Below are 24,423 nucleotides of genomic sequence, written 5' to 3'. Positions count from 1 at the left end.
CAGATGCGCACCGGGCGGGCCCGATGACCCCACCCGCCGACGCCGGGCGAGGCGGAGTCCTCGGCAAGGCGCTCGCCGCGAGCCGCGGCTTCGTCGAGTCCGCCCGGTTTGCCCAGGCGCTCACGCTCGTCGCCGTCGGCCTCGCATTCTCGACCCATGCGGTGCGTGCGCTCATCGGATGGCCGGGTCTGCTCGCCGCGCTCGCGGGCCTGATCGCGCTCTGCGTCGCGTCGTTCGTCGCCCGGTGGCGGGCTGTGGAGTGGTACGGGATCCTCCCGCTCACCATCCTCGTGTTCGTCGGCTGGTGCGTGGCGTCGGTGCTCTGGAGCAACACCACGGCCGCCTCGGCCGGACGGGTCGCCTACCTCGTCGCGTTCGCCTTCATCGGCGTCTACATCGCGCTGATGCGCGACACGATCCAGATCGTGCGGGCGTTCGGCGACGTCATGCGTGTGCTCCTCGGTGTCTCGCTCGCCCTCGAGGTGGTCGCGGGCATCCTGCTCGACGTCCCGATCAAGGTGCTCGGCATCCAGGGGAACGTCGCCCTGTTCGGGCCGATCCAGGGCGTCTTCGGCTCGCGGAACATGCTCGGCTTCGTCGCACTCATCGCGCTCCTCACGTTCATCGTCGAGTGGCGCACCCACATCGTGCAGCGTGGGCGGGCGATCCTGTCGGTCTCACTCGCCGCGATCTCGCTGGTGCTCTCGGGTTCGCCCACCACATGGGCTGCGCTCGCTGCCGCGCTCATCGCCCTCGCCGCGCTGTACGCACTCCGCCGAGCCGCGCCCGCCGCCCGCTGGCGCTGGCAGATCGGACTGCTCGCCACCGGCGTCGTCGCACTCGTGCTCGGCTGGATCTTCCGCATCCGCATCATCGAGCTCATCGACGCGCGCGGTGAGTTCGACGTGCGACTGGGCGTCTGGCGGGAGCTGTCGCGCTACCTCAACCTCAACCCGCTGCAGGGCTGGGGCTGGGTCGGGTTCTGGCCCGACACCGCCCCCTATACGTGGATCGAGCTCGCCACCGGCCGACCGCACAGGCTCGGCACTCAGCGCCTGGGTCGACGTGTACTTCCAGATCGGGGTGATCGGTGCCCTCGCATTCATCGCCCTCGTCGGAGTCGCCCTCGTAAGGGCCTGGCTGCTCGCCTCCACGCGCCGCAGCGTCGTCTACGTGTGGCCGGCCCTCATGCTCGTGGTGATCGCGGTGACCTCGTTCGCCGAGAGCTTCGTGCTGGTCGAGGGCGGCTGGATGCTGCTCGTGGTGTGCGCGGTCAAGGCCGCTCGCGACATGAGCTGGCGGGATGCACTGGCGGCGGGTCGACCTCCGGCGCCGACGCACGAAGTCCTCGGCTGACGGCATCGCGAAGCAACTCGCGCAGCTCAGGGGTCAGACGCGACGAACGTCGATCGACAGGATTCCAAGGAAGAGGCTCGACATCAACGTCTGGGCGCCCAGCATCAGTGCGAGCGCCGCGGGCACCGCCAGCCGCATCGTGGCGACCGGATCCTGGGGTCCGAAGCCCGTGCTGCCCCACGCCACCAGTTGCACCACGCCGACCACGATCCCAACGAGGCAGAGGCCGACGCCGATCAGCGCGCCGTTCTCGAGCGTCGCTCGTTCGGCGAATCGCTCGAACGCCCGACTCCGCGGCAGATAGAACCCCTCATGTCGTGCATAGAGCTTCGTGAGCAGGGCGAAGAGCACCGCCTGCCACCCGATCACTGTGAGCGCAGCCAGGTAGACCTGGCTCGAGACATCGAATCCGACCGAGCCCAGCACCATCGGGCCGAAGGCCAGCGCGATCGTGCCGATGAGGCCCACGATGAATGCGACGAGGCCCGGGATGAGGAAGAGCCAGCGGGGGCTAAAGAGGAGGAGGAACCGCAGATGGCGCCACCCGTCGCGCCAGCTCCGAAGGTGCGGGGGGCGGCTGCGGCCGTCCTTGTCGAGCGTTGTCGGCACCTCGCTGATCTTCAGGTTGCCGAGCGTCGACTTCACGACCACCTCGCTGGCGAACTCCATACCGGTGGTGATGAGCCCGAGCCCGAGGATCGACTCACGGTTGAAGCCGCGCAGACCGCAATGGAAGTCGCGGATCTCGGACCGGAACAGGAGGCGACCGACCGTCGAGAGCACGGGGTTGCCGAGGTACTTGTGAAGGGGCGGCATCGCCCCCGGGGCGATGCCGCCCCTGAATCGATTGCCCATGACCAGCTCGTCACCCGCGCGGAGTCGCTCGACGAAGGGGTCGAGCTTGCTGAAGTCGTAGCTGTCGTCGGCGTCGCCCATGATCACGTAGGTGCCGCGGGCGGCGGTGATGCCGCCCATCAGGGCGTTCCCGTAGCCCTTCTGCTCCACATTGACGACGCGCGCGCCGTGATCGAGCGCGATCTCCAGGGAGCCGTCGGTCGAGCCGTTGTCGGCGATGATCACTTCGCCGATGACGCCGGAGCGGTGCAGGTAGCCCTGCGCCTTGTCGATGCAGACGGCAAGCGTCTCGGCCTCATTGAGGCAGGGCATCACGATAGAGAGTTCTATTTCGGGCGCGATTGTCATTCGTTCCTACGGCAGGCGGGAGAGGTCCGCACCATCCTAATCGAGTGCGGCGGCGAAACCGCCCGGGTCCGGAGGTTGCTCCCGCGATGTCAGAATGGTGTGCGACGCGACAGCGGCGATGACGGATCAGCACAGGAGTTTCGCGCGTGACCTTGGACATCATGATGCCGTTCTACGGGCGTCCCGATCACTTCCGCGCCGCCGTCGAGAGCGTGCTCGCGCAAACGGACCCCGACTGGCGGTTGCTGGTCATCGATGATCACTACCCTGATGAGAGACCCGGGCAATGGCTGCAGCGCCTCGGTGATGCACGCATCGAGTACCGCCGAAATGATCGGAACGTGGGAATCAACGTCAACTTCCAAGCCGCCCTCGAGGCCGCCAGGAACGATTGGCTGGTGATCTTCGGATGCGACGACATCATGCTCCCCCGGTATGTCGAGCGAGTTCGGACACTCGCGGCGACCCACCCCGCTGCGGCGTTCCTGCACCCCGGAACGCGGGTCATCGACGAGGACGGCAGCACGGCGCGTCCGCTCGTCGACCGCATGAAGGCCATGTACCGCCCGCGCTTCAGCGGAACGGCCGAGCTCAGCGGCCAAGAGCTCGCACTCAGCCTCACCCGAGGCAACTGGATGAACTTCCCCGCCATCGCTTGGCGACGTGCCGATGCTCAAGCTGTCGGCTTCAGACCCCACTACCGGGTCGTTCAGGATCTCGCACTTGCGCTCGACCTCGCCTTCAACGGCGGCAGCCTCGTCATCGACGATGAGGTCGTCTTCGAGTACCGACGCCACTCCGGGAGCGTCTCGTCCTGGCGGGCGACCGACGGGAGCCGCTTCGTCGAGGAACAACGCTTCTTCCGTTCGCTCGCGGCGGAGTTCCGGTCACGGGGCTGGTCGCGCGCAGAGCGTGCCGCGCGCCTCCACGTCTCGTCGCGCATCAACGCGCTCACACGGCTCCCCGCAGCGGCCGGCTCGGGCGCGCCCGGTTCGACGCGCGTGCTCCTGCGACACGCTCTCGGCAGAAGCATCCAGCTGTAGCCGGCGGCTGCACGATGCTACGGTGCGACGACCTCGAAGATCGTGAGCGTGGACTCGTCTGGCAGCTCGAAACGGTCAACCTCACTGAGGCAGGTCGGGTCGAGCCCCTCGGCATCGGAGAGCACGAACTGCACATGCTCCTGCGCGAACTCGGAGCACGCGTCGAATGTGACCTCGATCTGATCGCCGACGGGGTTGCTGACGATCGGCTCTCCATCGCCGGGAGTCCAGTTCACGCCCGCGAGCCGGTTCCACTGGTATTCGTACTGCGACGCCGGGTCGATGAGCGACCACATCTCATCTGACGGCGCGCCCTGGAAACCGTTGAACGCCTCGACACCCGACTCGAGGAGCATCGCGGTGGGCACCCGCGACCCGACTCCCACCCAGGTGCCCTCGGTTGCCTCGTCGATGCGCTGGATCTCCTTCGAAGGCTCGGTCTCCCGAAGGTCGTAGACACCGACGTAGACCGGGTTCGTCAGTCCCGAACCGGCCACCGTGATGATCAGGAATGCCACTGCCGCGCTCCTCATCATGCGGCGCGATACCGCGAAGATGACGAAGGCCGAGAGCAGAGCCCAGAGCCACCACAACGGGACCGGCTCGAGCATCGCGGGGATCGCCCGGTATGCGACGACCGCGATCGCGACCTGCGAGAGCAGGAACAGACCAGCGGGAATAACGCTGAGCAACAGGCCCGCCCTGACGCGGTGCTGGTCGAGATAGCGGATGACGTACGCCAGCATGGCGAGGGACGCCAGTCCGAGCCCGAGCCGCACGCGGGCCGCGATGGTGAGATCGAGGAGGAGCAGCTTCGAGATGGCATCCCAGCCGGGGATGTAGAGATAGGCGAGCAGCACGAACACCACCGTCGTCAGCCCGATCAGCTCCCACGGCAACCGCCCGCGTGCCCGGGCCTGCCGAGCGATGATCCAGGACGATGACCGGCAACAGGTAGATCCCGGCATAGAAGAAGGTGGATGCCTCGGAGGAATTCGCTCCCAGCAGCCCGGGCCGCTGCGCGTTGAGCGCTTGAGTGAACGACGATCCGACCGCCGACGCGAAGCTCAGCAGGTCGCTGCCGCCCGTCGGCGTGCTTCGCGCGCCCGGATACGCGGTTCCGAGGAACGCCTCGACCGTCGGCAGCTTCGTGACCAGCCAGAAGACGGTGATCGCCGATCCCACGACCCCGCCGACGACGATCGGCACGAGCCGCGCCACGACCTGCGCGAACGGCATGCCCACACGCAGCCGACCGACGACGGCGCCGAACGCGAAGAACAGCACCACGAGCACCGACGGCACGATGAAGGGGACGTAGATGCCCATCGCCATGACCACCGTGAGGTAGGCGATCACCGCAGCCCAGATCCATCGAGACACCTTCGATGACGATCGCAATGCGAAGTTGAGGGCGGCCATCGTCGCGAGCGCCCAAGCGGCCGGCCAGAGTGTCGTCGCGAGATACCACCATTGGATGAGCGGGCTGAAGAAGAAGCCGACCGAGAGCATCGCCGCAACGCCTGGGCGCCGGGGCATCACCGTCACCAGGAAGGCATACGCCGCCGCCGCGAGCGCCAGGCCGGGCAACCACCATTTGAACGCGATCGCATGATCGACGTCGAAGACGAGGAAGCCGAGCAGGTGCGGTCGGAACGCAACCGACCAATCAGCGCGCGGCAGGTCCTGCGGCACGGTCGAGTCCATGCCGCCGGGGAAGGTCTGGTTCTCGAGCGGAAGCCCCTGCTCGACCTGCGCGATCGCCCAGACCGTCTGGACGTTCCACTCATCGGACCGGGTGAACTGCGGTTCTCCGAGGATGAGCGCGGGATCGGCACCCGTCTCGACGTACTCCCGCATCTCCCCTGAGGAGGACCCGTTGATGCCGAGGGCGACCAGGATCACGCCGACGACCAGCAGCAGCGCTGGAAACGCGAGCAGCACCCTGGTGGAGGGCATGCCGTCGTTCCTCGGCCGGATGAACGCGCGATAGCGGGTGATCCACTCCACCCGACGTGCACCGGCTCGCGAGGATGCGCGCGGGGTCGTTTCGGAACCGATCACGCCTAGCAACCGCCTTCCCGCGCCGCCCACCGTCGACGGGCCGCCTCATCGAGGATAGCCCGACAATCGTCGTCAGATTCTCGGGAGTCCCACCGGAGCGGCCGACCCGTCCCCGGGGACATTTCGGGCGGCCGCGACGATCGACGTCGCGTGTACCGACAACCCCGCGACCGGGCCGAGGAGGAGCGCGAGGGTCGTGCGTTCAAGGAACCCGATCGGCAGCATGAGCAGGACGATCGTGACCAAGGCAGCCAGGAGCCATCCGGTCGTGTAGGCCGCATGGTCGGATCGCGCGAGGACCGCCGGCGCACTGACGCAGAGTCCGGCGAGGAGCGCGGACGAGAACACGAGTGCGGCGATGAACCAGCCATCGGGGACCGGCTGGCCCGGGAAGAGCAGCCCGAAGACGGCGGGCCCGGCGAGCCAGCCGACGACACCGAGAAGTCCACCGACGGCGACGACCCCGCCCTCGATGGCCAAGAACGACCCAAGGATTGCGGAACGCCGCTCGCGGAAGAACACGATCAGGTAGCTCTGCAGCGCCATCGCCGTGACGATGAGCGGCGCCCGCACGAGCGTCGTCGCGATCACGACGAGACCCAGCGTCTCGGCGGACTCGGCACCGGCGGTCAAGGCCAAGACGAACGGGAACCCGCTGACCATCAAGCCCATCGAGGCGGCGGCGACGATGGTCCGAGCGACGTTCCAGGTCAGCTGCCGATAGCCGACGTCGAGCGATGTTCCGACGAGCGCTCGCCGCGATGCGAGCCAGACGGTGACGAATGCGAGCGGGAACGGCAGCACCACGGCCCACGCGAGCACGGCGATGTCGGCATCGAACGCCAGCGCGACGCCGATCGCCGCGAGTCGTACCGCTGCCTCGACGACGACGATCCAGAAGATCGCCTTCCACCGATGCACTCCGTAGAGCGTCCCCGTCAACGCTGCGACGAACACGCTCGCCGCAGCGCCGACCAGGAGCGGCCAGATGAGGGCATCGGATGCCTCGGGGAACGCCCGCCCCCACAATGCCGACGTGGACGCGACGACGACGACGACGACGACGACGGCGCCCAGGGCGAAGACGGCAGTCCGAGCTCGTGACCGAGGCGCCCCGCTCGCGTCGCGCACGCCTCGTTCAGTCGCTCTCGTGATCTCCTGCTGTATGCCGGAGAGGGCGCTGGCGATGAGGAAGAGCAGCGACCAGAAGACTGCGAAACCCGCGTAGTCCCCGAATCCGACCACTCGCGGAACCAGCCAGGTGATGGCGTATCCGCTGATCCCTGCGATCGCCGTTGCCGCCAGCACGAGCAGCAATCCGGTACGCCCGGCCCTCGGCTGGGGCGCTTCGACCGTGTGGTCCGCCGGTGGTTCTTCCATGTTCATCGCGCCGGTTGCACCAGGTCACGCACGACGTCTTGCAGGCCGAGTCCGCACGTCGAGTATCGTCCGGTGCGCCATTCACGCACGACGGGCGCGATGCGACGAACACGGCTCGACGGCAACGCACTTCGCGCCCGCTCGTGCGCGAGCACGTCTTCGGCGCCCCGAATCGCCGCTTCAGTCGGGGCGGGTTCGAGTTGCGTCATCCGCTCTGCCAGCGCCACCGCGCGAGCCAGGAGTCGTGCATTCCGTTCGGTCCGCGGAGCGCTCAGGCGGCCGATGCGCCCGCGTCCGGTGAGCGTCGATGCGCCGATCTGATTCCCCCCATGCTGGCGGTAGTCGATGAGCAGCTCCTCGAGGAGGTCGATCCTGCCGGTCGCGGCGGCGACGATCGCGAGCCACTCGTCGTGCACCCACGCGCCCGGGAAGGGCATCGCCCGGGTGGCCAGCTCCCTGCGCAGGACCGTCGTCGCGCCGGTGACGATGTTCCGACGCAGGAGCACGCTGATCGCGTCGCCCGCGTGCACACGCGCGCGTTCAGTGGCGCTCACGCGGAGCGTTTCGAAGAGCGACGCTCCGCTGGGTCGGCCGCCCTCGTCGACGATCCGAGCATCGGTGTGCACGAGCAGCAATCCCGGGCTGGAAGCGAACGTGCGAAGCATCCGTTCGAGCTTCTGCGGATGCCAGACGTCGTCCTGGTCGCACAATGCGACGAAGTCACCGGATGCCGCGGCGATGGCGCGCTCGAAATTCGCGGTCACCCCCAGCGGCGCCGAATTGCGGAGCAGGCGAACCTCGATGGGCGCAGCCTCGGACCGCAATTGCTCGACGAGCGCGACGGTCGAATCACTCGATGCGTCGTCCGAGACGATGATCTCCTGCGGCGCGACGGACTGCGCGAAGATGCTGCGCATCTGCTCGGCGAGGTAACGATCACCGTTGTGCGTGCAGAGCGCGACGGAAACCCGTGGCGAGGCGCCAGTGTCCGTCATCGCCGTGTGTCGGCTCGAGCTTGCCACTCTGCGACGGCATCGTCGAGCACGGGCGAATGGACGAAGCTCGACAGCTCGGCATCGGCGTTGCCCGACTCGTAGAACGTCTCGAGGCGGTTGATGAGCTCCTCGGCAGCGCCGAGGCGGCGCAATCCCACCGTGTTCGCCGACGCGACGCGAGCCGGGCTCCCGTACGCCTTCGCGAACGGAGGGATGTCGCGAGTCACGACCGAGCCCATGCCGACCATCGCTCCGCGGCCGATGTAACGGAACTGGTGAACGGTGGTGCCGAGTCCGAGATTCACCCCGCTCGAGACACGCACATGTCCGGCGAGGAGCACGCTCGAAGCCAACGTCACCTCGTCGCCGAGCTGGCAGTCATGTGCCACGTAGACCTGGTTCATGATGAAGGCGTCGTCGCCGACGACGGTCGCAGTCTTCCAGCCCTGGTGGATCTGGGCATACTCACGGATCACATTGCGATCGCCGATGCGCACTCCCGCACCGCTGGTCGGCGTCTCCTCGCCACGAGGATGCTCGAATGAACGCACCTCGGGCGGTGCACCGATCACCACGCCGGTGCCGATCCAGTTGCGATCGCCGATCGTTGCGGGCCCGTAGATGACGACGTGCGGGCCGATCGTGTTTCCGACACCGAGAACGACTTCACCGGAGATCACCACGGTGGGATGAATGTCATTCATGCTCGTCGTCCCTGGCTGCCATCGGCTTGGCACCGGCGGGATCGAGCGAGTGCTCGTAGTGGACTTCCTCACGGAGGTACGCGACCGTTTCGCTCGCGAGACGGCGGCGCCAGATGAACACGAAGAGGATGGCGATGCCCGCCGCGAGCAGGTCAGCCGCAGTGAACATGGCGCGTGAGATGAGGCCGACGGCGGTGGCTTGCGGGACCGTGAGCAGCAACGTCATCGCACCGATGAGGATCGCCTCGCGCACACCGAGACCCGAAGGGAAGATGAAGGCGATGAGCCCGACCGTGAACCCGAGCGACACCGCGCCGGTGAGGAGCACGAGCGTACCGATATCGGGGTCGACGAGCGAATTCACGAGCAACCAGAGGTGCAGCCCGTAAGCGACGTATGAGAGCAGCGACCAACCGACCGCCTTGCCGACGACGACGAAGGTCACCTCATGCTCGAGCGGTGGCCGGCGGAAGAGTTTCAGTACGAAGGAGGCGAGGAACGTCATCACCCGCGGGTGCAGGCATGCGAGGCCGATCGGCAGCAGCAGGAACAGCCAGAGGAGCTCGGTATGCCCCTGTACGACGACCGGGAGCGCGAGCGCTCCGATCAGCAGTGACGAGACGACTCCGATACCTGCCGCATAGAGCGCCGTCACCAGCACGCGGGGCCGAAGGATTCCGTACTGTCGTCCGAGCTCCATCTGCATGACGTACGACCACACCGAGCCGGGCACGTACTTGCCGAGCTGGCCGACGAGAAGCACCTGGGCTGCACGGAGGACGGGCACTCGTGGACCGAGACCGTTGAGCACGGCGACCCAGCTGAGCGTTCCGAAACCGAGCCCGACGAGCACGAGCAGGAACGAGAGCGCTGCCGACTGCCAGGAGATCAGGACGAGTGCCGCTTCGATGGCGGGCCATTGAACGACGAGGTAGTACACCGCGAAGCCGACGACGACTGCGACGAGGACATACCTGAGCACGTTGAGCGCGCGCGGTGCGATCGCCTTGATTCTCTTCATGAACTCTCTGCGTTACTGCGACGACCTCGCGACGCTACGGGTCGTGTCGGGCAAGAGTGCCCGTTCGCTTTAGTATGGATGGTCGTGAGCGTCGTCTCTCCGGCGCCCGTGACTGAAGCAGGTTTCATGATACCGATTACCGTCGTCGAATTCGGTGAAGACGCTGAACGACTCGTTCTGGAGGTCCTTCGTTCCGGGAACATCGCGCAGGGGCCCCTCGTCAGACAGTTCGAGGAGCGTTTCGCGGCGATGGTCGGCGTGAAGCACGCGATCGCCGTGAACAACGGCACGACGTCGTTGGTGGCATCGCTCGCGGCCCTCGACCTCCAGCCCGGCGACGAGGTCGTGACGAGCCCGTTCACGTTCGTCGCGACACTCAACGCGATCCTCGAGTCCGGCGCGACGGCCCGTTTCGCCGACATCTCCGAAGTCGACTTCAATGTCACCGCTTCCTCGTTGTCGAGCGCGATCTCACCCAACACCAAGGTCCTCATGCCGGTGCACCTCTACGGCCAGATCGCCGACATGTCGGAGATCAGCGCCCTGGCAGCGGGCCGTGGGCTCGCGATCGTCGAGGACTCCGCGCAGTCGCATGGCTCCACCATCGGCGGCAGACACGCCGGGAGCTTCGGACTGGGTTCCTTCTCGTTCTATGCGACGAAGAACATCACCACGGGCGAAGGTGGCATGATCACCACCGACGACGACGTCCTCGCCGATCGGTTGCGGGTCCTCCGCAATCAAGGCATGCGGGCGCGTTACCAGTACGAATTGCCGGGACACAACTGGCGGCTCACCGATCTGCAGGCAGCGGTCGGCCTCCCGCAACTCGACGGCTATGACGCCGTGGTCGAGGCGCGGCAGCGGAATGCCACCTACCTCAGCGATGGGCTTGCCGAGGTGAACGGAATCGTCGTTCCCACCCAGCTCGACGGCCGTCGACACGTCTGGCACCAGTACACCGTTCGTGTCACCCCCGAAGCGGGGATCGCCCGCGACGAGTTCGTCGCGAAGCTCGTGGAACGCGGGGTCTCTGCGGGGGTCTACTACCCGAAGCTCGTGTTCGACTACGAGCCCTACCGCAGTCGTCCTGACGTTATCATCGAGCGGTACCCTGTTGCCGAGCGCGTTGTGCGCGAAGTCGTCTCTCTTCCGGTGCACCCGCACCTGCGGCGCGAAGATCTCGATCGAATCATCGATGCAGTGGCGTCGATTGTCAGTGGCAGGTGAGTGCGACCATGACGCAACCCCGAATTCTCCTCGTCGGCGCCGGCACGATGGGTTCCCTGCACGCACGGGTCATCGCCCAGTCGAACGCGGCGAGCCTTGCCACCGTCGTCGATGGCCGGGAGGACGCCGGCCGGGCGCTCGCAGACCGATTCGGAGCCACGTGGTCGCCTGAGATGGGTGATCTGCGCGACATCGACGCCGTCGTCATCGCGGCGTCCACGGAGTCGCATTTCGACCTGGCCAGGATCGTGCTGGAGGCAGGCAAGCCGATGCTCATCGAGAAGCCCGTCGCCGACAGCCTCGAAAAGACGCTCGCCGTCGTCGAGCTGTCCGAAACGCGTGGCGTGCCGATGATGTGTGGTCTTCTCGAGCGCTTCAACCCGGCCGTCATCACGGCTCAGGCCCTCGTCGACGACCCGAAGTTCATCACCGCGACGCGGCACTCGCCGTACGCGCCCCGCATCCGCACGGGAGTGGGCTGGGACCTCCTCGTCCACGATGTCGACCTGGCAAGCCGCATGCTCGGCGGGGAGCCGTCGAGCATTTCAGGTGCGCTCGGGCAATTCCATCCATTGTCCGCTCCGAATGCGGAAGACGTCGCCGAGGCGGTCCTGAGCTTCGAAGGAGGGCGTGTCGCCCACATCTCAGCGAGCCGCGTGGGACAGCGGAAGATTCGCAACATGAGCGTTCACGATCTCGACAAGCTGATCGAGATCGACCTGCTTCGCCGCGATGTGACGGTGTATCGACATGTCTCAGACCAGCCGGCCGACGCCGAAGGTCGTGGCTACCGTCAGCAGACCGTCATCGAGATTCCCGAGCTCATCACCGCGCAGGAGCCGCTCGCGGCGCAGCTCGAGCATTTCGTCGCCCTCATCGACGGCAGAGTCGACGCTGACGAAGAGCGACGATCGTTGCTGCCCGCCCACCGCATCGTCGAGGCACTCAAGCGCCAGTCCAGTGAGACGCGGACCTTCGGCGAAGAAATCCTGAACGAGATCCGTTAGAGCGGCGAAGTCGTCGGCGCGGCCGGGTCGCTCAGGTCGACCCGGCCGACGACACGCGCGGGTACGCCCACGGCGACACTGCGAGCAGGCACGTCCCTGGTGACGACCGCTCCGGCTCCGATGATCGACTCATCGCCGATCGTGACGCCCATGTTGATCACGGCATTCGCCCCGATGAAGACGCGGTCGCCGATCGTCACGGGCTCGCGGTCGACGGTCGGGTACCGACGACCGCTGACGCAGCGCATCGCGCTCGAGTGGGTGTAGATGTGCACCCCGGAGGAGATGTCGCAGCCCGCGCCGATCGTGAGGCCTCCCGATCCGTCGATGAGCGTGAACGCCCCGATCCAAGTGCCGTCGCCGATGACGGGCTCGCCGATGATCCACGCGTTGGCGTTGTATGGATTCTCGGGGAGCCCGCTCGGCATGATCAGGAGTTCTGAACGAGCGCGGTCATGCCCTGCCGGACCGGAATGCTCGCCTCGAAGCCGAGCACGGTTCGCGCGCGGTCGACGTCTGCGGCGCGGCGGGTCACGAGCACGGGTCGGGCGTTGAACTGGGGCTCGACATCGACCCCCACCGCGTCGATGAGGATCTTCGCGAGTTCCGCCACCGTGGTGTCGATACCCGTGCCGACGTTGATCGGCATCTTCGACTCTTCGGCGGTCAGCGAGAGCACGACCGCACGCGCGATGTCCTTGACATGGATGAAGTCCATCGACTGCTTGCCCTCGCCGTCGATGACGGGCGCATCGCCGTTCTTGAGGCGGTTCACGAAGTGGTTGATGACCGACGTGTAGTAGGCCGTCGTCTTCTGTCCTTCGCCATACACGTTGAAGAAGCGAAGGGCGATCCAGGAGAGGTCCTTGCTGCGCCCGTAGTAGCCGAGGAGGTCTTCGTTCGTGCGCTTGCCGATGCAGTACGGCGTGAGCGGGTTCAGCTTGTCGTCCTCGTGCATCGGCAGCTTCTCGGGGTCGCCGTACACCGACGCGCTCGATGCCGCCACGATGCGCTTCACGCCGAGGTCAGCGGCTGCCGCGAACACATTGTGCGAGCCCACCATGTTGATGTCGATCGACGAATACGGGTCGGCCACACTCTTGTTGATCGAGTCCGCGGCGAGATGGATGACGTAGTCGTGCCCCTTCATCGCGGCGTACACGGCCGCCCCATTGCGGGTGTCCTGGTCGACGACGTCAACGCGGCCGGTCTTGGCGAGCTCGCTCGCGCGGTCGCGGTCGCCTCGGACCATGTTGTCGAAGATGCGGACGTTCCACCCCTCGTCGAGCAGCAGATCAACGACATGGAGGCCGATGAATCCTGCACCGCCGACGACGAGCACGTTCTTTTCAGTCACGGATGTTCCCTTTGCTTTCTTTTCGATCATGTTCTGGCCGCTCGCGAGTTCAGCGTGAGACCGCGATGGCATCCTTGAGCGTTGCGACGACTCGCTCGACTTCGGGCTGGGTCAGGTTCGCATGCATCGGGATGGCGAGGTGCCGGCGAAAGAGGTCCGCCGAAACGGGGAGGCTGCCCGAGAACCCGTAGATCGGCTGCAAGTGCGATGCATACGTGCCGAAATTGCACTGGATGCCGTGCTGCCGGAGGTACGTCGCGACGGCGCCCCGATCGAGCTCGGCGTCGAGCGTGACGACATACGACTGCCATGGGTGCTCGCGATCATCCAACGCGACGGGGGCGCCGACCTGGTCGACATCAGCAAGGAGCTCCGCGTACCAGCCTGCGGCACGACGACGATTGGCGAGCAGCGTCGGAAGCCGATCGAGCTGAGCAAGCATGATGCCAGCAGCGACATCGGAGAGGCGATAGTTGTAGCCGAGTTCGTCGAACTCGGGAATCGGCAGATCGGTCACGCCTTCGCGCGAGATCGCGGGGGCGATCCCGTAGGTGTGCAACTTCCTCGCGTGAGCTGCCAGTCCGGCGTCGTCTGTGGTGAGCGCCCCGCCTTCGCCGGCGGTGATCCCCTTGCGACCATGAAAGCTGAACGTGGCCACGTCGGCGAGGCTCCCTGCGGGCCGTCCCTTGTAGGTCGCTCCGGCCGAGCACGCCGCGTCCTCCATGAGCCAGAGCCCGTGCCGGTCGGCGATCTGCCGAAGCTCATCGAAGTCCGCCGGCTGGCCGAACACGTCGACCGCGAGAATGCCCACTGTTCGCGGAGTGATCGCCGCTTCGACAGCCGCTGGATCCGCGCTCCAGATGTCGGCCCGGATGTCGGCGAATACCGGTGTGGCGCCGGTCCAGGCGACCGAGTGGCCCGTCGCTGGGAACGTGTAATCGCCAACGATCACCTCGTCGCCGGGCCCCGCGCCGAGCACCTTCAGGCCGAGGTGCAGAGCTGAGCCGCAATTGCTCGTGGCAAGCGCATGCGCCGTGCCAGCCACCTCCGATGCGAACCGAGACTCGAGTGCCTGACAAGTAGGGCCTGCGCCGGACAACCATCCAGATTCGAATACGGCACGAATGGCATCGAGCTCTTCATCGCCGACCGTTGGCTGGCCGAGTGCGATCGATTCTGACAAGCTCTACCCTCACTTTCATCGGCGCACGACCATGGGCGGCGAGGCCTCATCTATAGTAGCCGAGGCCATCGGCGCCGCCGGCGCGACCTCTTCCGGAAGGAACCCATGCCAAAGCACGTCATCATCGTCGGCGGCGGAATCGTCGGACTCGCAGTCGCCGAGCGGGCCAGCCGGCAAGGCCACCGAGTCACGGTGCTCGAGAAGGAGGCCGGCTGGGCGATGCACCAGACCGGTCGCAATTCCGGTGTGATCCACGCCGGCCCGTACTACCGCCCGGGCTCGCTGAAGGCCGAACTGTGCACTGCGGGCAACCGCTCGATGAAGAAGTTCGCGACAGAGCAGGGGATCCCATGGGAACTCACAGGAAAGCTCATCGTCGCGACGACGGACAAAGAGCTCCCGGCCCTCGCTGAGCTGCGTCGCCGCTCCGAAGCGAACAACGTCCCGTTCCGTCTCCTGGATGCCGAAGGCGCCCGCTCGTACGAACCGCACGTCGCAGCGGTGGCCGCGCTTCGTATCGAGTCGACCGGAATCATCGACTATGGTGCGGTGAGCCGACGCCTCGCCGAGATGGTCGCGTCACGCGGAGGCGACTTGCGCCTGAGCACTGCTGTGGTCGGAATCGCATCGCGCGCCGACCGAGTCATCGTGTCGACCGCCGATGAGGAGTTCAGTGGTGACCTCCTCGTCAATTGCGCGGGACTCCACAGCGACAAGATCGCTCGAATGGCCGGACTCGCCCCCAGCGCAAGGATCATTCCATTCCGCGGGGAGTACCACGAACTCGTGCCCGAACGCCGGCATCTCGTGCGAGGGCTCATCTATCCGGTCCCCGATCCCGAACTTCCGTTCCTCGGTGTGCACCTCACGCGAATGATGGACGGCTCGGTGCACGCTGGTCCGAATGCCGTCACCGCTCTCGCACGTGAAGGCTACAGCTGGCGCGACATCCGACCCAGTGAGGCACTGGGAGATCTCGCCTTCCCAGGGTTCCTGCGAATGGCCTCGAACAACGTCGGCGTGGGCTTCGGCGAAGTGCGCCGATCGCTTTCGCAGAGCCTTTTCGCCAAAAGCCTGGCGAAACTCGTACCAGGGATCACGAAGGCCGATCTCGTCCCGGCCAAGGCCGGTGTGCGCGCGCAGGCGATCCGACGCGACGGCGCGTTGGTCGATGATTTCCTCATCGAACGCACGCCGAACCAGATCCATGTGCTCAATGCGCCTTCGCCGGCCGCGACCGCGTCACTCGAGATCGCCGCGCGTATCGTCGAGCTTGCTCAGCTCGACTGACGTCACCTGGTCGGTTGAACACATGCGGCAGAACCCTCGCGAGGGGAATGCGGCGATGACCGGTGCCTCGGGTATCCGCATGCGATGCCATGTACTGCGGGTCGCGCTTCGATTTCCCAGCTCGGTGCGGCTATTCTGTCGAGGTCCTCTCGCTTCCGACACGCAGACCACCCGCGGGACGGCTGAAGGAGGCGCTACGTGCACGACGTGTTTGTGACGATCGACGTCGACTGGGCTCCAGATTGGGCGATGCGTCGTCTGCTCGCCACCCTGGTAGAAGGCAGGATCCGCTCCACCTGGTTCATCACCCATGAGACGGAAGTCCTCACCGAACTGAGGAGCCACTCCGACCTTGTCGACCTCGGAATTCACCCGAACTTTCAGCCCGGGTCGAGCCATGGTACGGATGCAGCATCGGTTGTCACGGAGTGCATGCGGATCGTCCCCGAGGCCCGGACCATGCGGACCCACTGTCTCGTTCAATCCACACCGATCCTCCAAACAGTCGTCGACATGAGCCCGATCTTGCTCGACACGAGTCTCTACGTGCGCGACCTCTCCGGAGTGACCTCAACCGAACTCCCGCTCGACCACGGACGCTCGCTCACTCGTGTTCCGTACGTATGGGAGGACGACCTCGAGTTCTTCGCTCGGGAACCGAGATGGGACGGTGGCGCGTTCCTTCGTGATCGGCACGCGAACGAGGAAATCACTGTCGTGGATCTCCACCCCATACACGTCGCGTTGAACAGCGCATCGGCCGCCGGCTACAACGCGCTGCGGAACTTCCACGGTGGGGACATTCGTCGAGTGAGCGAGAGTGATGCGGACAGGTTCGTTCACACCGGGGCTGGTGCCGCAACCTTCTTGGACGGCCTGATCGCCGAGTCGACGCGTCGAGATCTTGAATTCAACACGCCACTCTTCGACCTCGTAGATCGTATCGATGAGGTCAGGTCCATCGGCCAGATCGCCTGATCTCCTCGAGGCCCCGTGAGAACGAGACGGCACCCGGGCGCGTTCGCTGCGGAGTGATCAGGCCGCCGATTGCCGGACGAGCACGCCCGCCATCGTAAGCCCCACGCCGAAGCCGAGCAGGCCGATGATCTCCTGCTCGGAGGGGTGGTCCGCGAGTTGGAACGGCAACGAACTCTGCACGACGTTGCCGTAGTCCCCCGCTCGGAAGAGGCTGTCTCGTTCCGCGCCGACTGCCTTCTCGGCCGCGTTGACCACGGTCCTCGAACCCTGGTGCACGTACCAGCCGATCGGGGCGCCTTCGACGAGCTCCGCCTCGCGCCCGAGGCGGGTGAGAACCGTGTCGATGTTCCGTAGCACGAAGTTGAAGACGGCACCGCCGTTCATGCTCAGGTGGCCTGCGACCCGATTGGGGTCATGCGTGATGCAAAGCTCGGAGGCCTTGTCCCCTTCGGAGAGGAACGCGGAGGCAAGGATCTCCCACACGCTGGTGGCGGTTCCATCCGGAACGTCGGACAGCGGCGACCTACTGACGATCACGGCACTCGCTCCGTCGGAGAACAGCGGGGAGACCTTCAGCTCCGATTCGTCGTAGAGCTTGGTGTACGTATCAGCAGCGATGACCAGCACCGAACTCACGACGCCCGACTCGATGAGCGAATCGGCAACGACCAGCGCACGCACGAAACCGGTGCAGGCGTCGTTGATATCCAGGAGGAAGGTGTCCCGCGGAAGATTCAGCCGTTCGTGCAGGAGGTGGGCGTTGCCGGGGGCGACGAGGCTGCCCGTCGATGACACGTGGATCAGTCCGTCGACCTTGTCGCGCCACCATGCATCATCCAGTGCGGTGGCGGCGGCGGCGGCGAGATCGACTGCGGTCTCGCCGTCAGCCGTGGCGAACAACCGCTCGAAGCCGGTCTTGTCCAGGAACCCCGGCCGCACCGGCCCGTGCGACTCCAACATCGCGGGGACGGCAATCTCGACACTGCCGAGCGCCTTGGTCGGGCCGTAGACCCAGCGCCTACTCAACGAAACCCTCGGCCCTGAGGATCTCGACGAGCTGATCGAAGTTCTCGAACGAGTTGAGTGCGTCGATCTCGTTCACCCGACCACCCAGTTCATCGTGGAGGTGCGTGGTGATCTCGAGCTGATCAAGGGAATCCCAGTCACGCTCCGACGGTCTTGCGCTCGCGTTCGGGTCGCCGAGCGCAGTGTCGATCAATGTCTTCAGATCCGTTGTGCTGAGCACGGACGTCCTCCTGGTTGGTCGGGATCGCCGGCGGTCGCATTCGCCCACCGGGGTGTGTGATCAGAATACCCGCCTCGGCCTCGGCCCCGGCCGAGACCGAGCCTCGCCTGAGCTCGATCTAGAATCGAACCGTGATCAATGAGCAAGACCTCGAGTCCGCCACCGGAACGACAATCACGACGGTCTTCACGGTGAAGGCTCTGGACTTAGCCGGGAACGATTGCGGTCACCCGATTCTCAGCTTCCTCGACGACGCCCGGTTCATCGACGAAGCCGCGGCGAACCCGTCACTCTCGGTGCTGCTCGTGTCCCAGGAGCTTGCTGCGGCGACAGGCGAGGCCGTGGGCGATCAAGTGAGTATCATCGTGGTCGACGATCCGCGGTGGCACTTCTATACGCTGCACAATTTTCTGGCGGAGCGCAATCCGTCCGAGACCGAACCCACGGTCATCGCACCCGATGCACGGGTGCACCCCTCGGCGCACGTTGCCCCATTCGGAGTGCGCATCGGCTCCGGCGCAACGATAGAGGCGAACGCGACCGTCCTCGCATCCTCACGGATCGGCGATGGTGCGGTAATCCGTGCGGGAGCCGTGATCGGCACGAGCGGCTTCGAACACAAGCGCACGTCGCGAGGGGTGCTCTCGGTCGTGCACGATGGCGAGACACGGATCGGCCCCCGGGCGGAGGTTGGCTCATTGACCGTTGTGGGGCGTGGATTCCAACGTCGGCACACGATCGTGGGTGCTGATTCGCGCCTCGACTGCAACGTCATGATCGCGCACGGGAGTCAGCTCGGCGAGCGCGTGTTCGTTGCTGCCGGGGCGGTCCTCGCAGGCAGCACGGAGATCGGCGACGATGTCTGGATCGGCCCGGGCGCGACACTCATCGACCGCGTCACGGTCGGAGCGGGTGCGCGTGTCGGAATCGGCAGCGTCGTATTCCGCGCCGTCGACGCCGGGATGCAGGTCCTCGGGAACCCGGCGCGCGCTACGACCCGCTAGCGGGCGACCGGACGGGTCGCGTCGCGGCCATGTCAGCGAGAACCTGCAGATGGCGTCGAGCAACGGCCTCGATGGCGAAATGCTCATCGACGAGGCGCATGGCGTTTGCACCGACGGCCGAGCGTGCGGCGTCCGGCGATTGGAGGATACCGATGAGCACTTCGGCAAGCGCGTCCGGATCGGCCTTGGGGTTCGCCTCGTCGATCGGTGGCGTGATGTAGAGCTCGCGGCCGTCCTCGACCACGATGTCGAGAAAGTTGTCGGGCTCGATCGCGGCCACGACGGGGATACCGACCGCCAGTGCTTCCAAACTCGCCGTACCGAAGCCGCCGCCCTCGAGTTCGTGCACTTCGACATCGGCGGCGGCGAGGAAGTCCGGGATCGCCGTCTGCGGCTGGGCACCGAGCACGAATACCGCATCACGCACGCCGAGTTGCTCCGCGATCTGCAGAAACTCATCGTGGTAGACACCGCCGATCACGACGACGGCAGCATCCGGGACGCGCGCCAATACCTTCGGGAGTGCTCTGACGAGCGCGATGCGGCTGCGCTGAGGTATCACATGACCGATCGAGAGGATGATCGGACGGTCGTCGAAACCGAGCTTGCGAAAGGCGACTTCGGCCGACCCACCGCGAAGCACCTCTGGATCGATACCGACGGGGATCGCGACCTTGCCGCTGATCACTCGTCGGTATCGCTTCTCGATATACCGATCCATGAGGATGTCCATCACGACGACCTTCGGCCGATGTATGCGCATCATCGGGACGACGAGCATCCGGTCCGCTGTGGCGTAAACGAAGGAATTGAACCGACTCAGCGGGCTCTCGAGGCGTGTGTGAATGCTGAGCAGGGTGGGCACTCCGCGTTTCCGAGCCCACCAGCCGGACAGCCATGTCAGATCGAAGAACTGACCGTGCTGATGCACGACATCGGGTGCGAACTCGTCCAAGAGTGAGAACACGCGCGTCTTCGCCTTGGGCGAAGACGTGAAGCCGATGTCGAAGTTTGCCGCGAAGCGCGTCTTCGGCAATGTCCACGCCGGGACTCGGACGATCCGAACACCTCGACTGACCTCGTCCAACGGCGCGTCGGCGTACGTGGCGGTGAGCACGAGGACTTCGTGCCCGGCGGCGGCATATGCTCGCGCCAAGTGCTGTGCAAGGTGGGCGGAACCGCCGGGACGGGGCGGATAGAAGTTGTTGATGACTGCGATTCTCATTTTGCTCACGTTTGCGCGATCTTGATGTACGCCGTCCGGCGCAACCGCCCTAGCGTAGCAAGACCGGTCGTGCTTGCCTCCACTGAACCTGTTCGCCCGTAGGCCAGGCAGCTCAGTCCGAGACCGCCGTTGCCGCGTTCGTCCGCCAGGCACGATGCGGAATCACAAGCTGCGCCAAGAGCCCGAGCGCCAGTGTGAAGGCCAGCGTCCCCGCGAGCCACATGATCATCGGCTGCGGGATCGCGGGACCCCACCACCAGCTCCCCGCCTCGCTCAAGCCGACATCCTTGTCTGACAAGCCCTCCGTATAGCGCTTCATGTTCGTGTACAAGGCCATTGAGTGTGCCAGTGAGAGAGCCCCGACACACAGCCAGAGCTGGAAAGGGGTCGCGCGCTGGTCACGACCGTCGACACGCAGCAATGCCAATCCGACGACCAGGATCAACAACGGCAGGAGATATCTCGCCTGAACCTGCGCACCGACCTCGGATTGCCCGACCTGGAGCATGTAGGCGGGGATGAACACGAGTGCGATGAAGCCGCCGGCCAAGACGAGGATTTTCCGCCAGTTCTGCGAGGCTAGCCCCGTGAACACGGCAGCGAAGAGGACGAACAAGGTGCCGACCCAGACCGCAGTCGGCATCGTGGTGTCGAGCCAGCCGAGCCCCCAGGTTCCGAGCGAGCCGACCCACAGCGCCGGAAGGTTCATCAGGTTGTTGACGAGCAGAGCGAAGCCACGGTAGCTCGCGGTCGCGGCGAATCCCGAGCCGACCAATCCGCCTTGGGACGCGGTCAGGAAGAGCAATCCCGCCAGGACAGCCAACCCAGCCGGGAACAGGGCCGCGATCCAGTACGCCTTTTCACGACGCATGGTGAGCACGACCACGGCGCCGATAGCGAGGATCGAATAGACGCTCATGTCGCCGCGGGCGCCGGCGCCGATCACTGTGGAGGCGAGCGCGAGCCCGGCGAGGCTCGCTCTGCGCCATCCGCGTGTCTTGAAGTAGCCGAGTAGGGCTATCCAGAGTGTGCCTGCCGAGAGCACCGCCCACCCGCTGGGATTCACGGAGGCGATGAGAAACATGCCGAGTGGCACGATGGTGACGCCGAGTCCGATGACGAGCAGCGGCCGAAGCTGTCGCGGGAGAGCCGCGAACAGCAACGAGCAGAAGAGCGTGAAGATCGCGGCATTGACGAGACGCATAGTCAGCACTGCACCGGTGATCCGCTCTGTCGCGAATACGCCCATGAATGAGTAGAACACCGGCGGGTAGAGACTCGAGTTGAAGTTCCCACGGGTCGACGGAATCAGCTCGCTCGGATCGGAGCCCACTGATCCCGCTTGACAGGTCGCCGGTATCTCCGGGTGAAACGCGTAGCAGCTGGACTTCAACGTTGCCCGCGGCACGAGCTTCTCGGCGTTCGTCGCGCCAGGTTCGCAGAGACCAGTGCGGTCCCCATTCCCGCACCAGATGCTGCCGAGGTGGAAGTCGTCGTCAGGGCCGGCGCCCACTGGGGAAGCGAACGCCCACACTGCGAGAGCGGTGAAGAGGAGCACCGGTACGAGCAACAGAAGTACGAGCTTCGTGGCTCTGCGCTGGCTACGGGAGGTGTCTGGCACCATGCGAGTATATGCGGGCGGCCCGACCCCTCACGGCACCACCACACGCGTGCAGTTGAGCAGCGTATGGCCGCCGCGACCATTGTTGATCGCGTACACGCAGACCGTATGCGGGCCTGTCGAGGCAGCCATCGAGTACGCGAATCCGTGTGCCGTTCCATACGGATAGGCGCGCCCGACGTCTGGCCGGTCGATGTCGGCTATCGTCGCCTCACCGACCGAATCGACGTAGACATGAACCGCGATGGCGGCGTCTGTATCGGGATCGATCGCCCAACCGATCACGTTCACACCTCCAGCCTGAACGGCGATGGCCTCGACGTTGCCGAACGGAACGCGTCCAAGATCGACCGTGCCGGGAACCGCTACCTGGAGACACCCGAGCTGGGCATGTCCCCCTGGTCCGGTGTTGATGGCGTACGCGCAAACGGTGTGCAACCCAGGACTCGCGGAGACGCGGCTCGAAAAGCCATGCGCGTTGCCGTACCCCGGATAGCGAGCCCCCACATCGGGCCGGTCGCCGTTGGCCGTGATCGCGGTTCCGTTCGAGTCCACGTAGAGGTGCACCTGAACCGAGGCCGCCGTATCCGGATCGATGGCCCAGCCGGACATCGTGATCCCACCGGCATCCACGGTCGCGGATTCGAGCGCTCCGATCGGCGCCCGGCCCCGCTCTGCGATAGCGGCGACGACCGTGACGGTCTGGCACCGCAGCGGCGTGTGGCCCCCAGCCCCGGTATTGATCGCATAGACGCAGACGTCGTGGCGTCCGGGCGGCGCATCGACCAGTTCGGAGAAGCCGTGGGCTGTACCGTACGCAGGGTAGAGTCGGCCGACGTCGGCACGCTCGCGCTGGGCCGTGAATGCATGGCCCGTCGAGCCGACATAGACATGCACCGCGATCGGGTCAGCGGTGTCGGGATCAATCGCCCATCCCGTCACCCGGATCTTTTCTCCTTCGACACCGATCTGTTCAACGTTGCCGATGGGGGCACGGCCAGCCTCGCCGAGCACGGAGATCGTGCGACATCCGAGTTCCGTGTGCCCGCCGTTTCCGGTATTGATGCCGTAAGCGCACACCGTATGCAAACCCGGGGTTGCATTGACCACTGCTTGGAAGCCGTGGGCATCGCCGTAGCCGAACCCGGGGTACCGCGCGTCCAGTCCAGGCGACGGGCGGTTCGCCAGGACTTCCACACCTGCAGCATCGACATACACGTGCACTCGGCTCGCTCCGGTCTGATCCGGATCGAACGCCCAACCCTTGACGGTGACGGTTCCCTGGCCCGTGGCGACGGACTCGATCGCACCGACCGGCGACCCCCCCATCACCGCCAGTCGTTGGCAACGCAGCAGGGTGTGTCCTCCAGCGCCCGGATTGATCGCGTACACACAGACGTTCTCCGACCCGACGGCGCCAACCGGCGCTGTGACCGCGAACCCGTGTGCGGCTCCGAGGCCGTGCGCGCGATCGACGTCCGGGCGATTCCCAGATGCCGTGTACGCCGTGCCGACCGAGCCCACGTACACATGAACCTGAATCGACGCCGTGTTGCCCGGCTGCAGCGCCCAACCGACCACCTTCACAACCCCGGGTGCGGCTTGGATGAGCTCCACATTGCCGATCGGAGGAGTACTCGTCGTCGGCGAGCCGAACCAGTTGTTGTAGAACACCCAGAAGTTCCGGTTGCCATAGGCGCTGCAGCCATCACCCAAGCCGCCGAGGTTCGCAAGAGCCGCGGCATTCGGCGTGTAGGGCGTGTAGTAATACAGTGCTGCGGTCGCGCGATTCCGGACAAGAACGTCTCGGCTGCCACATGCGGCGTTCGGGTGGTACCGGATCGCGTTGTACGCGCCGACTCGGATAGACGTGAAGGATCCAGCGGGGTTCCCGTACCAAGTGAGCTGGCGACCGGCGGCGAAGACCTGGTTGAAGAACCCGTAGTAGGTGGAGTCGCATGTGGACGTATCGGGACAGCCGTACCCCATTGCCTTGCGCATCACCCCGTCGCTCGGCGCACGATCGGTCAGGAGACTCTGCTCCTTCTGCAGGGTGACCAGGATGACTTTGGCACTGAGGTTGCAGGCTTGCTGCACTTTGAAGATGATCCGCGCGGCAGTCTCCCCCGCGCCACCATGGTACGTGGAGCACGTTCCGAACGACCAGGTACGGGTGGGCGTGTCCGCTCGATACGCTGCGAGGCAGTTCGAGTTCTGGCAAGAACCGACGGTCCGCTCGAGGAACTGCTGGATCTCGACCTCAGACATCGCCGATCCGTTGTAGAAATTCGCGTCGGAGATGATGTTGCCGGGGTCGAAATCGCTCCCTGAGACGGCCTGAGCATCGGACACGGGCACGAGCGGGGAGAACGGCACGAGCAGCGCTCCGACGAGTGCGACGATCATCACGACGATGACCTGAGGTCGGAGTCTCTTCACGTTGCAGCCCCCCGGTTGCTGTGCACTGCGTGTGGCACCTTCGACAAGAGTAGGCGAATCGCTCGCCACTCGCCGCA

General features: G+C 65.7%; 20 protein-coding genes and 3 pseudogenes. 8 read left to right on the top strand and 15 right to left on the bottom strand.

Annotated elements, in window-relative coordinates; genetic code table 11:
- Positions 1–23 precede the first annotated feature (23 nt).
- Positions 24–926 (top strand): annotated as a pseudogene (locus QFZ26_RS18920) (exopolysaccharide production protein); the annotation flags it as partial.
- Between the two features lie 139 nt (positions 927–1,065).
- Positions 1,066–1,356: a hypothetical protein gene (locus QFZ26_RS15015; RefSeq protein WP_307043499.1), complete on the top strand. Its 291-nt coding sequence runs from the start codon at positions 1,066–1,068 to the stop codon at positions 1,354–1,356.
- Positions 1,357–1,389: 33 nt separating this feature from the next.
- Here QFZ26_RS15015 and QFZ26_RS15010 read toward each other — a convergent pair whose 3' ends face one another.
- The gene (locus QFZ26_RS15010) at positions 1,390–2,523 is read right to left on the bottom strand and encodes a glycosyltransferase family 2 protein (protein WP_307043497.1); all 1,134 of its coding nucleotides are present in this window, start codon (positions 2,521–2,523) and stop codon (positions 1,390–1,392) included.
- 182 nt (positions 2,524–2,705) lie between these two features.
- On the opposite strand from QFZ26_RS15010, the gene QFZ26_RS15005 reads away from it, so the two are divergent.
- Positions 2,706–3,602: a glycosyltransferase family 2 protein gene (locus QFZ26_RS15005; protein ID WP_307043495.1), complete on the top strand. Its 897-nt coding sequence runs from the start codon at positions 2,706–2,708 to the stop codon at positions 3,600–3,602.
- Between the two features lie 17 nt (positions 3,603–3,619).
- On the opposite strand, the gene QFZ26_RS15000 is transcribed toward QFZ26_RS15005, so the two are convergent.
- From QFZ26_RS15000 to QFZ26_RS14965, 6 genes and pseudogenes are all read right to left on the bottom strand, one after another.
- Positions 3,620–4,570, bottom strand: coding sequence for a DUF7654 domain-containing protein (locus QFZ26_RS15000; RefSeq protein ID WP_444876242.1), 951 nt, complete (start codon positions 4,568–4,570; stop codon positions 3,620–3,622).
- Positions 4,571–4,598: 28 nt separating this feature from the next.
- A pseudogene (locus tag QFZ26_RS18955) lies at positions 4,599–5,561 on the bottom strand (DUF7657 domain-containing protein); the annotation flags it as partial.
- Between the two features lie 177 nt (positions 5,562–5,738).
- Positions 5,739–7,046 carry a hypothetical protein gene (locus tag QFZ26_RS14980; protein ID WP_307043485.1) on the bottom strand — a complete coding sequence of 436 codons (1,308 nt, stop codon included), beginning with the start codon at positions 7,044–7,046 and terminating at the stop codon, positions 5,739–5,741.
- 2 nt (positions 7,047–7,048) lie between these two features.
- A complete protein-coding gene (locus tag QFZ26_RS14975) occupies positions 7,049–8,041 on the bottom strand; it encodes a glycosyltransferase family 2 protein (RefSeq protein WP_307043484.1) in 993 nt (330 codons plus the stop codon).
- Complete coding sequence (locus tag QFZ26_RS14970; protein ID WP_307043482.1) at positions 8,038–8,745, bottom strand: UDP-N-acetylglucosamine acyltransferase; 708 nt, start codon at positions 8,743–8,745, stop codon at positions 8,038–8,040. Before QFZ26_RS14970 ends, QFZ26_RS14975 begins: the two co-directional genes overlap by 4 nt.
- Positions 8,738–9,727 carry a lysylphosphatidylglycerol synthase domain-containing protein gene (locus tag QFZ26_RS14965; RefSeq protein ID WP_307043480.1) on the bottom strand — a complete coding sequence of 330 codons (990 nt, stop codon included), beginning with the start codon at positions 9,725–9,727 and terminating at the stop codon, positions 8,738–8,740. Before QFZ26_RS14965 ends, QFZ26_RS14970 begins: the two co-directional genes overlap by 8 nt.
- Here QFZ26_RS14965 and QFZ26_RS14960 point away from each other — a divergent pair.
- Together QFZ26_RS14960 and QFZ26_RS14955 are read left to right on the top strand one after the other, a co-directional pair.
- Positions 9,665–10,996: a DegT/DnrJ/EryC1/StrS family aminotransferase gene (locus QFZ26_RS14960; RefSeq protein WP_307043478.1), complete on the top strand. Its 1,332-nt coding sequence runs from the start codon at positions 9,665–9,667 to the stop codon at positions 10,994–10,996. The genes QFZ26_RS14965 and QFZ26_RS14960 overlap by 63 nt on opposite strands.
- Positions 10,997–11,004: 8 nt before the next feature.
- Positions 11,005–12,003: a Gfo/Idh/MocA family oxidoreductase gene (locus QFZ26_RS14955; RefSeq protein ID WP_307043476.1), complete on the top strand. Its 999-nt coding sequence runs from the start codon at positions 11,005–11,007 to the stop codon at positions 12,001–12,003.
- On the opposite strand, the pseudogene QFZ26_RS18915 reads toward QFZ26_RS14955, so the two are convergent.
- The 3 genes and pseudogenes from QFZ26_RS18915 to QFZ26_RS14940 all read right to left on the bottom strand — a co-directional run.
- A pseudogene (locus QFZ26_RS18915) lies at positions 12,000–12,209 on the bottom strand (DapH/DapD/GlmU-related protein); the annotation flags it as partial. The gene QFZ26_RS14955 and the pseudogene QFZ26_RS18915 sit on opposite strands and share 4 nt — an antisense overlap.
- Positions 12,210–12,433: 224 nt before the next feature.
- A complete protein-coding gene (locus tag QFZ26_RS14945; protein ID WP_307043472.1) occupies positions 12,434–13,360 on the bottom strand; it encodes an NAD-dependent epimerase/dehydratase family protein in 927 nt (308 codons plus the stop codon).
- A 49-nt stretch (positions 13,361–13,409) separates the two neighbouring features.
- Positions 13,410–14,543, bottom strand: coding sequence for a DegT/DnrJ/EryC1/StrS family aminotransferase (locus QFZ26_RS14940; RefSeq protein ID WP_307043470.1), 1,134 nt, complete (start codon positions 14,541–14,543; stop codon positions 13,410–13,412).
- A gap of 48 nt (positions 14,544–14,591) precedes the next feature.
- On the opposite strand from QFZ26_RS14940, the gene lhgO reads away from it, so the two are divergent.
- Together lhgO and QFZ26_RS14930 are read left to right on the top strand one after the other, a co-directional pair.
- Positions 14,592–15,833 carry an L-2-hydroxyglutarate oxidase gene (gene lhgO / locus QFZ26_RS14935; RefSeq protein ID WP_373460767.1) on the top strand — a complete coding sequence of 414 codons (1,242 nt, stop codon included), beginning with the start codon at positions 14,592–14,594 and terminating at the stop codon, positions 15,831–15,833.
- A gap of 198 nt (positions 15,834–16,031) precedes the next feature.
- Entirely contained in the window at positions 16,032–16,811 is a 780-nt protein-coding gene (locus QFZ26_RS14930; protein WP_307043466.1) for a polysaccharide deacetylase WbmS family protein, read from the top strand.
- A 57-nt stretch (positions 16,812–16,868) separates the two neighbouring features.
- Here the strand turns inward: QFZ26_RS14930 and QFZ26_RS14925 are convergent, their stop codons facing one another.
- Together QFZ26_RS14925 and QFZ26_RS14920 are read right to left on the bottom strand one after the other, a co-directional pair.
- Positions 16,869–17,837, bottom strand: a complete 969-nt coding sequence (locus tag QFZ26_RS14925; protein ID WP_307043465.1) for a 3-oxoacyl-ACP synthase III family protein — start codon at positions 17,835–17,837, stop codon at positions 16,869–16,871.
- Positions 17,830–18,057 carry a hypothetical protein gene (locus QFZ26_RS14920; protein WP_307043463.1) on the bottom strand — a complete coding sequence of 76 codons (228 nt, stop codon included), beginning with the start codon at positions 18,055–18,057 and terminating at the stop codon, positions 17,830–17,832. Before QFZ26_RS14920 ends, QFZ26_RS14925 begins: the two co-directional genes overlap by 8 nt.
- A gap of 131 nt (positions 18,058–18,188) precedes the next feature.
- Between QFZ26_RS14920 and QFZ26_RS14915 the strand changes: the two genes are divergently transcribed.
- Positions 18,189–19,061, top strand: a complete 873-nt coding sequence (locus QFZ26_RS14915) for a DapH/DapD/GlmU-related protein (protein WP_307043461.1) — start codon at positions 18,189–18,191, stop codon at positions 19,059–19,061.
- On the opposite strand, the gene QFZ26_RS14910 is transcribed toward QFZ26_RS14915, so the two are convergent.
- From QFZ26_RS14910 to QFZ26_RS14900, 3 genes are all read right to left on the bottom strand, one after another.
- The gene (locus tag QFZ26_RS14910) at positions 19,048–20,286 is read right to left on the bottom strand and encodes a glycosyltransferase family 4 protein (RefSeq protein WP_307043459.1); all 1,239 of its coding nucleotides are present in this window, start codon (positions 20,284–20,286) and stop codon (positions 19,048–19,050) included. The genes QFZ26_RS14915 and QFZ26_RS14910 overlap by 14 nt on opposite strands.
- 112 nt (positions 20,287–20,398) lie before the next feature.
- Positions 20,399–21,907 (bottom strand): DUF2142 domain-containing protein, encoded by a 1,509-nt coding sequence (locus tag QFZ26_RS14905; protein ID WP_307043457.1) that lies wholly within the window; start codon positions 21,905–21,907, stop codon positions 20,399–20,401.
- A 30-nt stretch (positions 21,908–21,937) separates the two neighbouring features.
- Positions 21,938–24,316 (bottom strand): hypothetical protein, encoded by a 2,379-nt coding sequence (locus QFZ26_RS14900; protein WP_307043455.1) that lies wholly within the window; start codon positions 24,314–24,316, stop codon positions 21,938–21,940.
- Positions 24,317–24,423: the final 107 nt, after the last annotated feature.

The sequence above is a fragment of the Agromyces ramosus genome, from assembly GCF_030817175.1.
Taxonomy (GTDB): Bacteria; Actinomycetota; Actinomycetes; order Actinomycetales; family Microbacteriaceae; genus Agromyces; species Agromyces ramosus_A.
The sequence above is the reverse complement of the archived record's forward strand: the minus strand, read 5'-3'. Positions and strand labels throughout refer to the sequence as shown.

Bases quoted from the DNA above. Each gene is read 5' to 3' on its own strand.
- QFZ26_RS15010 (WP_307043497.1), bottom strand. From the start codon at position 2,523: ATGCCCTGCCTCAATGAGGCCGAGACGCTTGCCGTCTGCATCGACAAG.
- QFZ26_RS14910 (WP_307043459.1), bottom strand. From the start codon at position 20,286: ATGAGAATCGCAGTCATCAACAACTTCTATCCGCCCCGTCCCGGCGGT.
- QFZ26_RS14975 (WP_307043484.1), bottom strand. From the start codon at position 8,041: ATGACGGACACTGGCGCCTCGCCACGGGTTTCCGTCGCGCTCTGCACG.
- QFZ26_RS14955 (WP_307043476.1), top strand. From the start codon at position 11,005: ATGACGCAACCCCGAATTCTCCTCGTCGGCGCCGGCACGATGGGTTCC.
- QFZ26_RS14980 (WP_307043485.1), bottom strand. From the start codon at position 7,046: ATGGAAGAACCACCGGCGGACCACACGGTCGAAGCGCCCCAGCCGAGG.
- QFZ26_RS15000 (WP_444876242.1), bottom strand. From the start codon at position 4,570: ATGCCGGGATCTACCTGTTGCCGGTCATCGTCCTGGATCATCGCTCGG.
- QFZ26_RS14970 (WP_307043482.1), bottom strand. From the start codon at position 8,745: ATGAATGACATTCATCCCACCGTGGTGATCTCCGGTGAAGTCGTTCTC.